The organism is Comamonas sp. NLF-1-9, from assembly GCF_019195435.1.
Taxonomy (GTDB): Bacteria; Pseudomonadota; Gammaproteobacteria; order Burkholderiales; family Burkholderiaceae_C; genus Comamonas_C.
The window spans coordinates 104088-118711 of the sequence record NZ_CP078069.1 but is presented as its reverse complement, the minus strand read 5'-3'; the positions used below and the strand labels follow the sequence as shown (position 1 = coordinate 118711).

Sequence of the window (14624 nt, the reverse complement as noted above, 5' to 3'; positions counted from 1 at the left end):
CTCTCACGCGCCCGATTGTCGCGCGCCGGCCCGTGCATGGCCGTGAAAACGCGCCAGCCTGTCCTCAATTCATAGCCGCTTGCGCGCTGCCCTAAACGATTTCAAGTAGATTCATCACTGAAACCCTTGCCAATACAGCGCAAGCAGCTATCAAAATCAAGAATCTGGCGCCAGCGGGTAGGTGCCTGGCACGAGGATGGAGCGGTCCACGTTCTGGATGTTGGTGTGGCCGCAGAACGCCATGCTCACGTCGAGCTCGCGATGAATGATGGCAAGCGCCTTGCTCACCCCCGCCTCGCCGAACGCGCCCAGGCCGTAGACCATCGCGCGCCCTATCATCGTGCCCTTGGCCCCCAGAGCCCAGGCGCGCAGCACGTCCTGGCCGCTGCGGATGCCGCCATCCACCCAGACTTCGAGCCGATCGCCCACTGCATCGACGATGGCCGGCAGCGCCTCGATGCTGGCGGGCGCACCGTCGAGCTGGCGCCCGCCGTGGTTGGACACGACGATGGCGTCCGCGCCGTGCTCGGCCGCCAGCCGCGCGTCCTCGGCTTCCATGATGCCCTTGAGGATGAGCTTGCCGCCCCACTGCTGGCGCACCCAGTCGATGTCGGCCCAGGACAGGCGGGGGTCGAACTGTTCGTTGGTCCAGGCGGCGAGCGACTTCATGTCCGACACGCCCTTGACGTGCCCGACGAGGTTGCGAAAGTTGTGCCGGCGCGTGCGCGCCATGCCCAGGCACCAGCGCGGCTTGGTCATGAGGTTGAAGATGTTGGCCAGCGTGGGCCGCGGCGGCGCGCTCAGGCCGTTCTTGATGTCCTTGTGGCGCTGGCCTATCACCTGCAGGTCCAGCGTCAGCACCAGCGCGCTGCAGCCCGCGTCGCGCGCGCGGGCGATCATGCGCGCCATGGCCTCGCGGTCGCGCATCATGTAGAGCTGGAACCAGAACACCAGGTCGGAGCTGGTGTGCTCGGCGATGTCCTCGATCGAGCAGATGCTCATGGTCGAGAGCGTGAACGGTATGCCGAACTTCTCGGCCGCGCGCGCCGCATGGATTTCGCCGTCGGCCCACTGCATGCCGGTCAGACCCACGGGCGCGATGCACACCGGCATCGCGCTTTTCTGGCCGACCATAGTGGTGGCGGTGCTGCGCCCTTCGAGGTTGACCGCCACGCGCTGGCGAAACTGGATGCGCTGCAGGGCGCGCTCGTTGGCGCGGTAGGTGCTCTCGGTCCACGAGCCGGAGTCGGCGTAGTCGTAGAACATGCGCGGCACGCGGTCTTGTGCCACGACGCGCAAGTCCTCGATGCAGGTCATCTTCGCAAGCTTGGGCATGGTGGGGGCAGCAATGGAGTCAAACCGCGCATGGTAGCGCCGCAGCCGCCGGCGCGTGCGCCGCTGTCAGCCGCGCACCGCAACGACGACGCGCCCGCGCACCTTGCCCGCAAGCATCTGCGGCGCGAGTTCGAGCACGCGCGCCAGCGGCACCTCCTGGGTGATCGCGTCCAGCAGCGTCACGTCCAGGTCGCTGGCCAGGCGCTTCCAGGCCTGCAGGCGCTCGGGGCGCGGCGCCATCACGCTGTCCACCCCGACGAGCGTGACGCCGCGCAGGATGAAGGGCGCTACCGTCGCCGGAAAATCCATGCCCGAGGCCAGGCCGCAGGCCGCCACCACGCCGCGGTAGCGCATCGCGGCGCAGACGTTGGCCAGCACGTAGCCGCCCGCCACGTCGATCGCGCCGGCCCACTGCTCGCGCGCCAGCGGCTTGCCCGGCGCGCTGAGCGACGCGCGCTCGACGATGTGGCGCGCACCCAGGCGCGTGAGGTAGTCGGCCTGCTCGGGCCGGCCGGTAACGGCGCTGACCTCGTAGCCCAGCCGGGCGAGTACCGCCACCGCCACGCTGCCCACGCCGCCGGCCGCGCCGGTGACCACCACCGGGCCGCTTTGCGGCGTGAGGCCATGGCGCTCCAGCGCCATCACGCAGAGCATGGCGGTGTAGCCCGCCGTGCCTATGCCCATGGCCTGGCGCAGCGAAAACGGCGCCTGCAACGGCACCAGCCAGTCGCCCTGCACACGGGCAAACTCGGCCAGCCCGCCCCAGTGCTTCTCGCCCACGCCCCAGCCGTTGAGCACCACCGAGTCGCCGCTCTTGTAGTCGGGATGGGACGAAGTCTCGACCACCCCGGCGAAGTCAATGCCCGGCACCATCGGAAACGTGCGCACCACGGGCGACTTGCCGGTGATTGCCAGCGCGTCCTTGTAGTTGAGCGTGGAGTGGCTCACGCGCACCGTCACATCGCCTTCGGGCAGTTGCTCCTTGGTGATGCCGCGCAGATCGGCCCGGTACTGGCCGTCTTCCTTGTCGATCCAGATGCCTTGAAACATGGCGTTCGCTCCTGTGTGCTGTCCGGCGGGCCGGCGCCTTGCGGCGCCAGCCTCGGTTACGGGAGCTTACACCGGCATCAGGCGGTAGCCAGCGCTTCCTCTTGCGCCGCCGTGGTCTTGGCGCGGCGCGCGGCCACGGCCCCCGCCAGGGTCTGCAGGCAGCCCAGGGAATCGTCCCAGCCCAGGCAGGCGTCGGTGATGCTCTGGCCGAAGACGAGCTGGCGCGGATCGTCCTTGCCCGGGGTGAACTTCTGCGCGCCCTCCACCAGCGCGCTCTCGATCATCACGCCGAAGATGCTGCGCGAGCCCGCGGCCACCTGGCCGGCGATGTCGCCGACCACCTCGACCTGGCGCTCGTGCTGCTTGCGGCTGTTGGCGTGGCTGGCGTCGATCATCAGCGAGGGCGTGAGGCCGGCGGCCGCCAGCGATTCGCAGGCCGCGGCAACACTGGCCGCGTCGTAGTTGGGTTCCTTGCCGCCGCGCAGGATCACGTGGCAGTCCTGGTTGCCGGCGGTATGCACGATGGCCACCTGGCCGTTCTTGTGCACCGACAGGAAGTGGTGGCCGCGGCTGGCGGACTGTATCGCGTCGGTGGCGATGCGCACGTTGCCGTCGGTGCCGTTCTTGAAGCCTATGGGCGCGGACATGCCCGAGGCCAGTTCCCGGTGCACCTGGCTTTCGGTGGTGCGCGCGCCGATCGCGCCCCAGCTGATCAGGTCACCGATGTATTGCGGGCTGATGGTGTCCAGCAGTTCGCTGGCCGCAGGCACGCCCAGGCGGTTGATGTCGATGAGCAGCTCGCGCGCGATGCGCAGGCCCTCGTCGATGCGGTAGCTGCCGTCCAGGTAGGGGTCGTTGATCAAGCCCTTCCAGCCCACCGTGGTGCGCGGCTTTTCGAAGTACACGCGCATCACGATTTCCAGCTCGTTCTGGTATTGCGCGCGCACCGCCTGCAGCTTGCGCGCGTAATCGAGCGCGGCCTGGGGGTTGTGGATGGAGCAGGGGCCGATCACGACCAGCAGGCGGTCGTCCTCGCCGCGCAGGATGCGATGGATGCGCCGGCGCGTGTCCGCGATCAGCGTTTCCACGGGCGTGGCACGAATGGGGAAGAAGCGGATCAGATGTTCTGGCGGGGGCAGCACGGCAATTTCCTGGATGCGTTGGTCGTCGGTGGCACTGGTGGTGGCGCTGCCGTACTGCCAGGTCTCGTTCTTGCTGCTGGGGGGGTTCATGACGCTCTTCCTTGCTTGGAGTGGATGTGGAACTGCAAAAAAAAACCGCCGGGCTTGTCGCTTCGGCGGTTTTCTGATGAGGACTGGGCTCAGTGCGTGCGCGCCTACCTCTCAACCGCCGGGGTCGAGAACCAGAAGTAAAAGTAGAACGCGTGGTGCGAAGCCATGAAACCAATGTAGCACGCTTTTCTGCCGCACTGCAACATGGGCCGTTGCCGGGGCGCCACAGACAGTGCGGCGCAGCGCGGCAAGGCACGCCAATGCGACGCCGCGCCGGGAGGGAAAGCCGCCTCAGGCGGTGCCGCCCACGGTCAGCGCGTCGATGCGCACCGTGGGCATGCCCACGCCCACGGGCACGCTCTGGCCTTCCTTGCCGCAGGTGCCCACGCCGCTGTCGAGCTCAAGGTCGTTGCCTATCATGCGCACCCGCTTGAGCGCGTCCGGGCCGCTGCCCACCAGCGTCGCGCCCTTGACCGGGTAGATCGGCTTGCCGTTTTCCACCCACCAGGCCTGGCTGGCCGAAAAGACGAACTTGCCGCTGGTGATGTCCACCTGCCCGCCGCCGAAGTTGGTCGCGTACAAGCCCTTCTTGATGCTCGCAACGATCTCGCCCGGGTCCTTGTCGCCCGCCAGCATGTAGGTATTGGTCATGCGCGGCATGGGCAGGTGGGCATAGCTCTCGCGCCGGCCGTTGCCGGTGCGCGCCGTGCCCATCAGCCGGGCGTTGAGCGCATCCTGCATGTAGCCCTTGAGGATGCCGTCCTCGATCAGCACGTTCTTTTGCGTCGGGTAGCCTTCGTCGTCCACGTTGAGCGAGCCGCGGCGATCGGCGATGGTGCCGTCGTCCAGCACCGTCACGCCCCTGGCCGCCACGCGCTCGCCGATGCGGCCGGTGAAGGCGCTCGAACCCTTGCGGTTGAAGTCGCCCTCCAGCCCATGGCCCACGGCCTCGTGCAACAGCACGCCGGGCCAGCCCGGGCCCAGCACCACCGTCATCTCGCCCGCGGGCGCGGGGCGCGACTCCAGGTTCATCAAGGCCGCATCCACCGCCTCGTCCACGTAGCGGGCCACCTGCTCGTCGCTGAAATACGCCAGGCCAAAGCGCCCCCCGCCGCCGGCCGAGCCGATCTCGCGCCGGCCCTTGTGTTCGGCAATCACGGTGATCGACAGGCGCACCAGCGGGCGCACGTCGGCCGCCAGGGTGCCGTCGGCACGCGCGACCAGCACCACGTCGTATTCGCTGGCCAGGCCGGCCATCACCTGCACCACGCGCGGGTCTTTGGCGCGCGCGGCGCGTTCGGCGCGCTCGAGCAGTTGCACCTTGTCGGTGCTGCCCAGGCTCGCGATCGGGTCCAGATCAGGGTAGAGCGCACGCGAGCGCGCGACCTTGGCCGCCGGCAGTTTCACGCGCCGCGCGGCGCCGGTGCTGCCTATCGTGCGCACGGTGCGCGCCGCGTCCAGCAGCGAAGCGAGCGAAATGTCGTCCGAATAGGCAAACGCCGTCTTCTCGCCGCTCACCGCGCGCACGCCCACACCCTGGTCGATGGAAAACGAGCCGGTCTTGACGATGCCCTCCTCAAGGCTCCAGCCCTCGCTGCGCGTGTACTGAAAGTACAGATCGGCGTCGTCCACGCGGTGCGCGCGGATCTCGGCCAGGGCCTGCGCCAGGTGGCGCTCGTCGAGCCCGAAAGGCTCCAGCAGCAAGGCGCGGGCCGTGGCCAGGCGCTCTATCGTCGGTTCACGTGAAATCATGGGGTGATTGTCCTCCAGCGCCTACAGAGGCGCGGGCAGGCCTTCGGGTTCCTGGCGCGCAGCCCGGGCAATGGACAGCAGCACCCCCAGCGCCACGCCCAGCGTGACTGCGGCCGTGCCGCCGTAGCTGATGAAGGGCAGCGGCACGCCCACCACCGGCAGGATGCCGCTGACCATGCCCATGTTGACGAAGGCGTAGGCAAAGAAGATGACGGAAATGGCCGCCGCCATGAGCCGCGCAAACAGCGTCGTGGCCCCGGCGGCAATCGCCAGCCCGCGCCAGACCAGCAGCAGGAAACAGGCGATCAGCACCAGGTTGCCCACCAGGCCGAATTCCTCGGAAAACGCGGCGAAGATGAAGTCCGTGGTGCGCTCGGGGATGAATTCCAGGTGCGTCTGCGTGCCCGACATGAAGCCCTTGCCCCAGAGCCCACCCGAGCCGATCGCAATCATCCCCTGGATGATGTGAAAACCCTTGCCCAGCGGATCGCGCGCCGGATCGAGCAGCGTGCACACGCGCTGTTGCTGGTAGTCGCGCAGCAGCGGCCAGTTCACTCCGTCGGCGCACAGGCTGGGCTCGAACCACACCAGCGCGGCGATGCCCGCCACCCCCAGAATCAGCGGCGGCAGCACCAGCTTCCAGGGCAGGCCGGCAAAAAAGATCACCGACACCCCCGCGGCCAGCACCAGCAGCGCCGTGCCGAGGTCGGGCTGCTTCATGATCAGCGCCACCGGCACGGCGAGCAGCAGCGCGGCCACCGCAAAATCGAGCGCCCTGAGTTGCCCCTCGCGGCGCTGGAACCACCAGGCGAGCATCAGCGGCATGGCAATCTTCATGAACTCGCTGGGCTGGATCACCAGGCCCAGGTTGACCCAGCGCTGCGCCCCCTTCTTGGTGATGCCGAACAGCGCCACCGCCACCAGCAGCGCCACCGCCAGCACATAGACCGGCGCGGCCAGAGCCATGAGCTTTTGCGGCGGCACCTGTGCGACGACGAACAAAATGCCCAGCGCCAGCAGCAGGTTGCGCGCATGGTCGGCAAAGCGGTGGCCGAAGTCGTAGCCCGAGGAATACATGGCCACCAGCCCTATGCCCATGAGCACCAGCACCAGCGCCAGCAGCAACAGATCGAAGCCGCGAAACAGCGGCACGATGCGCTGCAAGAGCGTGGGCTTGTCAAAGGCGGTCGGGGACATCGGCGCGCGATTATCCCCGGGCCAGGGTGCGCGAGCGCCTCAGGCCGCCATGACCTGATCGCCCGGCCCACCTTCGGGCAGCGGGCGCACGGCTCCATCCGCATCGACCAGCATGGCGCGGTCACGCCCGGCCTGCTTGCCCGCGTACAGCGCACTGTCGGCCAGGCGCATCAAGCCATCCAGGCTCCGCGTTCCCAGCGTGGCCGCGCCCAGCGTCGCCCGAACCGGCAGGCGCTGGCCACCGAAGACGATGTCGCTGGCGCGCAGACGCTGCAAGAAGCGCTCGGCGGCGCGCGCGGCCGCGTCCAGATTGCTTGCAGGCAGCAGCACGATGAACTCCTCGCCGCCCACGCGACAAACGACATCGCAGTAGCGAAACACCGACCGCGCCAGATCGGCCACGGCCTGCAATACCGCATCCCCGGCGGCATGGCCGTAGCGGTCGTTGATCCGCTTGAAATGATCCAGATCGAACATCAGCATCGACAGATTGCTGCCTTCGCGCCTGGCGCGCGCCACCTCCTGGGCTGCGCGATGGTGAAATTCGCGCCGGTTGTACAAGCCGGTGAGTGGATCGATCGCGGCCTGTCGCCTCAGGGTTTCCCTCAGGGCAAATTGCATGCGTTGCAGCCTTTGCACGCGCCGCATGGTGTAGTAGCCCAGCGCGATGGGCCAAGCCAGCAGCAACGCCAGAATCCCCTGTTCGCGTGCCGCCCAGCCGTGAATCCAACCCACCATCGGCAGCATGCACACGGCCAGGGTGATGGCCAACGCCAGCGAATAACGCAGGCGGTTGGGCACGAAGGAAAACAGCATGAACAGCAGCAGCGGCGTCATGCCGTAGACCCAGAGCGAGATCTGCGGGCGCATGGCGATCACCAGCAGATAGGCGGCGACGCTCAGGGCCAGCAGGATAGAGATCGCCCGGCCTCGCGCGGCGATCATCGGCCGGCGGCGCACGGCCGCAGCCAGCGCCAGGAAACAGACGGCCCCGGCCAGCCGCACGAGCAGCAAGACGGCAAACGAACTCGACCAGCCCAGGGCGGCGTAGTCCAGAACGGCAAACAGGGCGACCATGGCCAGCCAGGTCCACAGCACCATCAGCAATTGCCGCGCCATGAACTTCTGCGCATGGCCGAGGTAGTCGTCTTCTGCGCCCCGATCGACGAACTCGCCATCCCAGCGCCGGATGCGCCAACGCGGATCCGCCAGGCCTTCCCCGATCAGCCAACCTTCTTCCGTGGGCAGGAAGGAGTTGAGAAAGTGCGATGCCACCGGCCAGAGTGAACAAGTCAGAATCCGGCCATTATCTGCAACCCTTGGCAACGGGGCGCGATTGACCATGCACCTCGATCAAGTGCAGGCCAACGGGCCGTGCACCGACCCATGACCGACATCTACCTCCTTTACCTGCACGGTTTTCGCTCCTCGCCCCAGTCCACCAAGGCGCGCATGGTGGCCGCGGCCGTGGCGGCGCGCCATCCGGGCGTGAGCCTGTGGTGCCCGCAGTTGCCGCCCTCGCCCGCTGCGGCCATGGACAAGCTGCTGCAAGGCGTGCGCCACTGGCCGGGCGAGGCGATGGCGGTGATCGGCTCCTCGCTCGGCGGCTACTACGCCAGCCGCGTGGCGCAGGACAAGCGCTGCAGGAGCGTGCTGCTCAACCCCGCAGTCGATCCGGCGCGCGACCTGGCGCGATACATCGGCGAGCAAAGCCAGTGGCACGACCCCGAGCAGCACTTCTTCTTCGCGCCGCGCTACATCGAGGAGCTGCGCGCGCTCGACGTGCGCGGCCAGCCGCCGGCCGGGCCCGAGCTGCTGATTGCCGCCCGGGGCGATGAAGTGCTCGATTGGCGCGAGATGCTTGCGCGCTACCCCCGGGCGCGCCAGATCGTGCTCGAGGGCGGCGACCACGCGCTGTCGAGCTTTGCCGATTGGCTGGACGAGGTGCTGGCCTTTTGCCGCCTGGCCTGAGCCGCGGCCGCGCGCTGGCTTATTCTTGGCTCTCCCCCGACCGCGCCGAGCCCCGCCATGAAAATCGCCCTGCTGTCCGACCTGCACCTGTCCGTCCATCCCATGCAGCCGCCGCCCACCGAGGCCGACGTGGTGGTGCTGGCCGGTGACCTGCAGCGCCCCGCCCAGGCCATGGCCTGGGCACGCCAGTACCGCCAGCCCGCGGTGTTCGTCGCCGGCAACCATGAGTTCTTCGGCGGCGACATCGCCACTACCTACGCCCAGCTGCGCGAGCACGCCGGAGGCAGCACGGTGCAGGTGCTGGAGCAGGACGAATGGCGCTACCAGGGCGTGCGCTTTCTGGGCTGCACGCTGTGGTCGGACTTTCGCCTGCTGCAGGGCGACCCGGGGCGCGCCCAGGCGCTGCAGAAGATCACCGGCTTTGCACGCGACTACACCCGCATCAAGGTAGCGCCCGACTTCGAGGACTGCTTCAGCCCGGCGCTGTCGCAACTGCTGTTCGACCAATCGGTGTCCTGGCTGGAGCGGCGTTTTGCCGAAAGCTTCGACGGCCCGACGGTGGTGGTGACGCACTTCGCGCCCGCGCACGGCAGCATTGCCGCGCGCTTTGCGGGCTCACCGATCAACGCCGCCTTCGTCTCTGACCTGCAGGCACAGATCCTGCGCTGGCAGCCGGCGCTGTGGCTGCATGGCCATGTGCACGACAGCTTCGACTACCGCGTAGGCGCAACCCGCGTGGTGGCCAATCCGCGCGGCTACGCCAGAGACGGGGTGAACGAGAACCAGGCCTTCGACCCTGGCCTTGTGCTTGAAATCTGAAGCCGCGCGCCGCCCGCGCCGGCCCGCGCCCCTGCGCATGGGAAAATTCCTCCATGCATGCATTGTTTGAAGACGCCGGGAAGTTTCACGCCGGGCGCATCCTCTCCGAGACCGACGCTTCCGCCCAGATCGAGCTCGACAGCGGCAAGCGCGTCAAGGTCAAGGCCGCGGCGCAGCTGCTGAAGTTCGAGCAACCCGCCCCGGCCGCGCTGCTGGCGCAGGCCCAGGAGGTGGCCGCCGCCGTCGAGCTGCCGCTGGCCTGGGAGTTCGCGCCCGAGGGCGAATTCGGCTTTGCCGAGCTGGCGCGCGACTATTTCAGCGCCAGCGCCCCCGCGCCCGAGCTCGCCGGCATGCTGCTGGCTCTGCACGAGGCGCCGCACTACTTTCGCCGCGCCGGCAAGGGCCGCTTCAAGAAGGCCCCGGCCGATGTCCTCGAGCAGGCGCTGGCCGCGATCGCACGCAAGGAGCAGATCCAGGCGCAGATCGACGACTGGGCCGGGCAACTGGCCGCCGGCAACTGCCCCGCGCCGATCCGCGAGCAGCTCTACAAGATCCTCTTCAAGCCCGACAAGAATGCGCCCGAATACAAGGCAGTGGTGCAGGCCAGCCGCAGCGCGCACAAGGCGCCGCTGGCGCTGCTGCAGGACGCGGGTGCGATCGCCTCGGCCTACGACTTTCACTGGCAGCGCTTTCTCTTCGAGTGGTTCCCCAGGGGCACGGGCTTTGCGCCAGTGAGCGCGCCCGCGCCGGCGCAGGACCTGCCGCTGGCGCCGGTGCTGGCCTATTCGATCGACGATTCCGAGACCACCGAGATCGACGACGCGCTGTCGGTGCAGGGCCTGGGCACGGGCCGGGTCACGGTAGGCATCCACATCGCGGCGCCGGGCCTGGCGATCGCGCCGGGCGATGCGCTCGACGCCATCGCGCGCCAGCGCCTGTCCACGGTCTACCTGCCCGGGCACAAGATCACCATGCTGCCGCCCGAAGTGGTGCACAGCTACACCCTGGACGCCGAACGCGCCAACCCGGCGCTGTCGCTGTACGTCAGCTACGACGAGGCGACGCTGGCGGTGCTGGCCAGCGAGACGCGGCTCGAGCGCGTGCAGGTGGCGATCAACTTCCGCCACGATCAGCTCGATCACATCGTCACCGAAGACTGGATCACCAACCCTTCGATTTCGAAAGAAAACACGCCCCAGCCCTTGCTGGACAAGCGCGAGGAGCTCACTTTTTTGTACAAGCTCGCGCGCCATCTCAAGGTCGGGCGCGAAGAGCTGCGCGGCAAACCCGAGAACTTCAGCCGCCCCGACTACACCTTTCGCCTGCTGGATGTGCAAGGCAGCGAGCCCGACGGCAGCGAGACCGTCGCCATCGAGCTGCGCCAGCGCGGCGCGCCGCTGGACTTGATCGTCGCCGAAGCGGCCATCGTCGCCAACAGCAGCTGGGGGCGCCTGCTGGCCGACCACGGCGTGCCCGGCATCTACCGCAGCCAGGCGAGCCTGGCCCCCGGCGTGAAGGTGCGCATGGGCTTGCGCGCGCTGCCGCACGCGGGCATTGGCGTGCCCTGCTACGTCTGGGCCACCTCGCCGCTGCGCCGCTATGTGGACCTGGTCAACCAGTGGCAGATCATCGCCTGCGTGCGCCACGGCACCACGGCCGCGCTGGCCGCGCCCTTCAAGCCCAAGGACGCGAGCCTGTTTGCCATCGTGAGCGGCTTTGACACCACCTACGCCGCCTACAACGCCTACCAGAGCAGCATGGAGCGCTGGTGGACGCTGCGCTACCTCAAGCAGCAAGGCATCACCGAGCTGGACGGCGCCGTGCTGCGCGAAGGCAGCAACGGCGACTTTCTGGTGCGCGCCGATCGCCTGCCGCTGGTGCTGCCGGTGCTGGGCGCGCAGACGCTCAGCCGCGGCGCGCGCGTGCGCGTGCGCCTGGGCGCGGCCGACGAAATCTCGCTGGAGGTGAGCGGCACGCTGGTCGCGCGCCTGGACGACCCGCTGGACGCGGGCGACGACGCGCTGATCGACGACGAGGACGCCGACGCGCCCCAGGCCACGCTGGCGATCGCGGTGGACGTGCAGGAAGACGCCCCCGGCCAGGCCGGCGCGAGCTGAGCATGCCGCGCCTGCCACGCCACCTGGGCACGCTGCAGCTTGCGCTGGGCATCTCGATCGCGGCGCACGCGGCGCTGCTCACCGTGCGCTTCGTCGCCCCGGCCACGTTTGACCGCATCTTCCAGGACACGCCGCTGGAGGTCATCCTGGTCAACGCCAAGGGCGAGCAGCCGCCCGAGAAGGCCCAGGCAGTGGCGCAGAGCGCGCTGGCCGGCGGAGGCGAAGCCGCGCGCGGGCGCGCCAGCAGCCCCCTGCCCTATTCCGCGCTGACCAGCACCGGCGACGACGCCCAGGACGCCGAGCGCCAGATGGAGCAATTGCAGCAGCAACAGCAGCAACTGCTGGTGCAGGTGCGCCGCCAGATCGCCAGCCTGCCCGCGCCCGATCCGCGACAGGCCGCGCAAAGCGCCGAGGGCCGCGCGCAGGAGCAAAAGCGCCAGCAGCTCGTGCGCCTGCTGGCCGAGATCGAAAAACGCATCAATGAAGAAAACGCCCGCCCGCGCAAGCGCTACATCAGCCCGGCCACGCGCGAGGCGGTCTATGCGCTGTACTACGACCGGTTGCGCCGCAAGGTCGAGGACAAGGGCACGCGCAACTTCCCCGAGGCCGGCGGCAAGAAGCTCTATGGCGAACTGGTGATGATCCTCACCGTGAACCACGACGGCAGCGTGCTCGCGACCGAGATCGTGCAAGGCTCGGGCAATGCGCTGCTGGACCGGCGCGCCCAGGCGATCGCGCGCGCTGCCGGGCCGTTTGGCGCGTTCAATGCACAAATGCGCGCGCAAACCGACCAGCTCGCGATGGTGGCGCGCTTCAAGTTCACGCGCGAGCAACAGCTCGAAGCCGAACTGCGGGAGCCGCAATGAGCCGCCCCGACCTGTACTGCGTGTTTGGCCACCCGATTGCGCACAGTCGCTCGCCCTGGATCCATGCGCGCTTTGCCGAGCTGAGCGGCGAGCGCCTGCGCTACGAGGCGCGGCTTGCGCCGCTGGACGGCTTTGCCGCGGCCCTTCGCGCATTCGCCGCCGAGGGTGGGCGCGGCTGCAACGTCACCGTGCCCTTCAAGGCCCAGGCGGCGCAACTTGCCGACAGCCGCAGCGAACGCGTGGCGCGCGCCGGCGCGGCCAACACCCTGGTGCTGCGCGACGGCGCGGTGCACGCGGACAACACCGACGGCCTGGGCCTGGTGGCCGACATCGAGCAGGGCGCGGGCGTGCTGCTCGCCGGGCGCGACGTGCTCTTGATCGGCGCGGGCGGCGCGGCGGCCGGGGCGCTCGCGCCGCTGCTGGCGCGCGGCCCGCGGCGCCTGGCCATCTGCAACCGCACGCCCGAGCGCGCCCAGGCGCTGGTCGCCAGCCACCAAGACCTTGCAAAACTATCAAAAACAGAGCTGCTCGCGCTTGACCAGCAAGCGCCAGAGGCCGATTTTGATCTCATCATCAATGCCAGCGCCAGCAGCCTCGCAGGGGCCGGCGTGCCGGTGCCCGTGAGCGTGCTGCGCCCGGGCAGCCTGGCGCTGGACATGATGTACGGTCCGCCCGCCCAGGGTTTTCTCGACTGGGCCGCGCGCCACGGCGCCAGCGCGCGCGACGGCCTGGGCATGCTGGTGCACCAGGCGGCCGAGGCCTTCGCGCTCTGGCGTGGCGTGCGCCCGCCCGCAGCGCAGGTGCTGGCCGAGCTGCGCGCGCTGCTTGCGCCATGAGGGCGCTGGCGCGCTGGCTCGCGCTGGTGCTCGCAGGCCTGCTGGCGCTGCAGTTGTTCTTCGTGCTGCGCATCGCGCTGATGGCGCGCCTCAACCCCGAATCGACGAGCTTTCAGCGCAGCGCCCTGTGGCAGCAACTGCAGGCGCCCGGGCGGCTGCGCTGGCAGCAGCAATGGGTGGCGTATGCGCAGATCTCCGAGCAGCTCAAGCGCGCGGTACTGGCCTCGGAGGACGACGCCTTCGTGCAGCACGACGGCGTGCAATGGAGCGCAATCGAAAAAGCCTGGGAGCGCAACGCGCTTGCGCGCGAACGCGCCGAGCGCGCGCGGGCGCGCCGCCCGGGCCAGACGGCGCCAGCGCCGAAAGTGCGCGGCGGCTCCACCATCACCCAGCAACTGGCCAAGAACCTGCTGCTGTCGGGCGAGCGCACGCTGGTGCGCAAGGCGCAGGAGCTGGTGCTCACCTTTGCGCTAGAGCGGCTGCTGAGCAAACGGCGCATCCTGGAGATCTATCTGAACAGCGTCGAATGGGGCGAAGGCATCTACGGCGCCGAAGCCGCCGCGCGCCACTACTACCGCAAGAGCGCGGCCGAGCTCAACGCAGCCGAGGCCGCGCGCCTGGCGGTGATGCTGCCCGCGCCGCGGCGCTTCGAGAAGACGCCGCACTCGGCCTACCTCGCCGGGCGCACGCGCACCATCCTCGCGCGCATGGGCGCGGCCCAATTGCCCTAAGCTCGCGGCCATGACGCGCATCCTCGGCATAGACCCCGGCCTGCAGACCACCGGCTTCGGCGTGGTGCAAGCCGATGGCCAGCGCCTGAGCTACGTGGCCAGCGGCACCATACGCACGACGCGCCGCGGCGGCTCGGACCTGGCGCTGGGCGACCTGCCCGGGCGCCTGCGCCTGCTGTTTGACGGCATCTCGGAAGTGGCCGAGCGTTATGCGCCGGACTGCGCCGCCATCGAGATCATCTTCGTCAACGTCAATCCGCAATCGACGCTGCTGCTGGGCCAGGCGCGCGGCGCGGCGCTCACCGCGCTGGTGCATGCGCAGTTGCCGGTGGCCGAATACACCGCGCTGCAGATGAAGAAGGCCGTAGTCGGCCACGGGCGCGCGGCCAAGTCCCAGGTGCAGGAGATGGTGCGCCGACTGCTCTGTCTGCCCGGCCTGCCCGGCACCGACGCGGCCGACGCGCTGGGCCTTGCGATCACCCACGCGCACGCGGGCGCCGCCATGGCGCGCGTGGGCGAGGTCGCTACCCTGCACCGGCGCCAGCATGCGATGTACAAGGGCGGGCGCAGCTATTGAACACCCGGGCGGGGCGCGCGGCCCAAGGCAAGGCGGAACAAGCCACCACGATGGCGCGCGCCCGGCATGGGGTGGGCTGCAAGGGGCAAACCGCAGCAATGGCAGGCGCTGTTGCGAGGATTTGCAAGGCCGCAGCCCCCC

The 14624-nt window shown here is 69.1% G+C and carries 13 protein-coding genes; 7 read left to right on the top strand and 6 right to left on the bottom strand.

Annotated elements, in window-relative coordinates; all coding sequences use genetic code 11:
- Window positions 1–156: 156 nt before the first annotated feature.
- From KUD94_RS00480 to KUD94_RS00455, 6 genes are all read right to left on the bottom strand, one after another.
- Window positions 157–1335, bottom strand: a complete 1179-nt coding sequence (locus KUD94_RS00480) for an alpha-hydroxy acid oxidase (protein WP_218237974.1) — start codon at window positions 1333–1335, stop codon at window positions 157–159.
- A gap of 66 nt (window positions 1336–1401) precedes the next feature.
- Window positions 1402–2385 carry an MDR family oxidoreductase gene (locus KUD94_RS00475; protein ID WP_218237973.1) on the bottom strand — a complete coding sequence of 328 codons (984 nt, stop codon included), beginning with the start codon at window positions 2383–2385 and terminating at the stop codon, window positions 1402–1404.
- 77 nt (window positions 2386–2462) lie between these two features.
- A complete protein-coding gene (locus KUD94_RS00470) occupies window positions 2463–3617 on the bottom strand; it encodes a 3-deoxy-7-phosphoheptulonate synthase (RefSeq protein WP_218237972.1) in 1155 nt (384 codons plus the stop codon).
- A 291-nt stretch (window positions 3618–3908) separates the two neighbouring features.
- Window positions 3909–5369 (bottom strand): metalloprotease TldD, encoded by a 1461-nt coding sequence (gene tldD, locus KUD94_RS00465; protein ID WP_218237971.1) that lies wholly within the window; start codon window positions 5367–5369, stop codon window positions 3909–3911.
- A gap of 21 nt (window positions 5370–5390) precedes the next feature.
- Window positions 5391–6566: a rod shape-determining protein RodA gene (gene rodA, locus KUD94_RS00460; RefSeq protein ID WP_218237970.1), complete on the bottom strand. Its 1176-nt coding sequence runs from the start codon at window positions 6564–6566 to the stop codon at window positions 5391–5393.
- A 39-nt stretch (window positions 6567–6605) separates the two neighbouring features.
- Window positions 6606–7841, bottom strand: coding sequence for a GGDEF domain-containing protein (locus KUD94_RS00455; protein ID WP_218237969.1), 1236 nt, complete (start codon window positions 7839–7841; stop codon window positions 6606–6608).
- 111 nt (window positions 7842–7952) lie between these two features.
- On the opposite strand from KUD94_RS00455, the gene KUD94_RS00450 reads away from it, so the two are divergent.
- From KUD94_RS00450 to ruvC, 7 genes are read left to right on the top strand one after another with little or no spacing between them, the layout of a single operon-like run.
- Window positions 7953–8537, top strand: coding sequence for a YqiA/YcfP family alpha/beta fold hydrolase (locus tag KUD94_RS00450; protein WP_218237968.1), 585 nt, complete (start codon window positions 7953–7955; stop codon window positions 8535–8537).
- A gap of 57 nt (window positions 8538–8594) precedes the next feature.
- On the top strand, window positions 8595–9356 hold the full coding sequence (locus KUD94_RS00445; protein WP_218237967.1) for a metallophosphoesterase: 762 nt from the start codon (window positions 8595–8597) through the stop codon (window positions 9354–9356).
- A gap of 53 nt (window positions 9357–9409) precedes the next feature.
- Window positions 9410–11473: a ribonuclease catalytic domain-containing protein gene (locus KUD94_RS00440; protein WP_218237966.1), complete on the top strand. Its 2064-nt coding sequence runs from the start codon at window positions 9410–9412 to the stop codon at window positions 11471–11473.
- A complete protein-coding gene (locus tag KUD94_RS00435; RefSeq protein ID WP_370625902.1) occupies window positions 11470–12339 on the top strand; it encodes a TonB family protein in 870 nt (289 codons plus the stop codon). Before KUD94_RS00440 ends, KUD94_RS00435 begins: the two co-directional genes overlap by 4 nt.
- Window positions 12336–13175, top strand: a complete 840-nt coding sequence (gene aroE / locus KUD94_RS00430) for a shikimate dehydrogenase (RefSeq protein WP_218237964.1) — start codon at window positions 12336–12338, stop codon at window positions 13173–13175. The genes KUD94_RS00435 and aroE overlap by 4 nt, the downstream gene beginning before the upstream one ends.
- A complete protein-coding gene (gene mtgA, locus KUD94_RS00425; protein WP_218237963.1) occupies window positions 13172–13906 on the top strand; it encodes a monofunctional biosynthetic peptidoglycan transglycosylase in 735 nt (244 codons plus the stop codon). The genes aroE and mtgA overlap by 4 nt, the downstream gene beginning before the upstream one ends.
- Window positions 13907–13916: 10 nt before the next feature.
- Window positions 13917–14483: a crossover junction endodeoxyribonuclease RuvC gene (gene ruvC / locus KUD94_RS00420; RefSeq protein ID WP_218237962.1), complete on the top strand. Its 567-nt coding sequence runs from the start codon at window positions 13917–13919 to the stop codon at window positions 14481–14483.
- Window positions 14484–14624 lie beyond the last annotated feature (141 nt).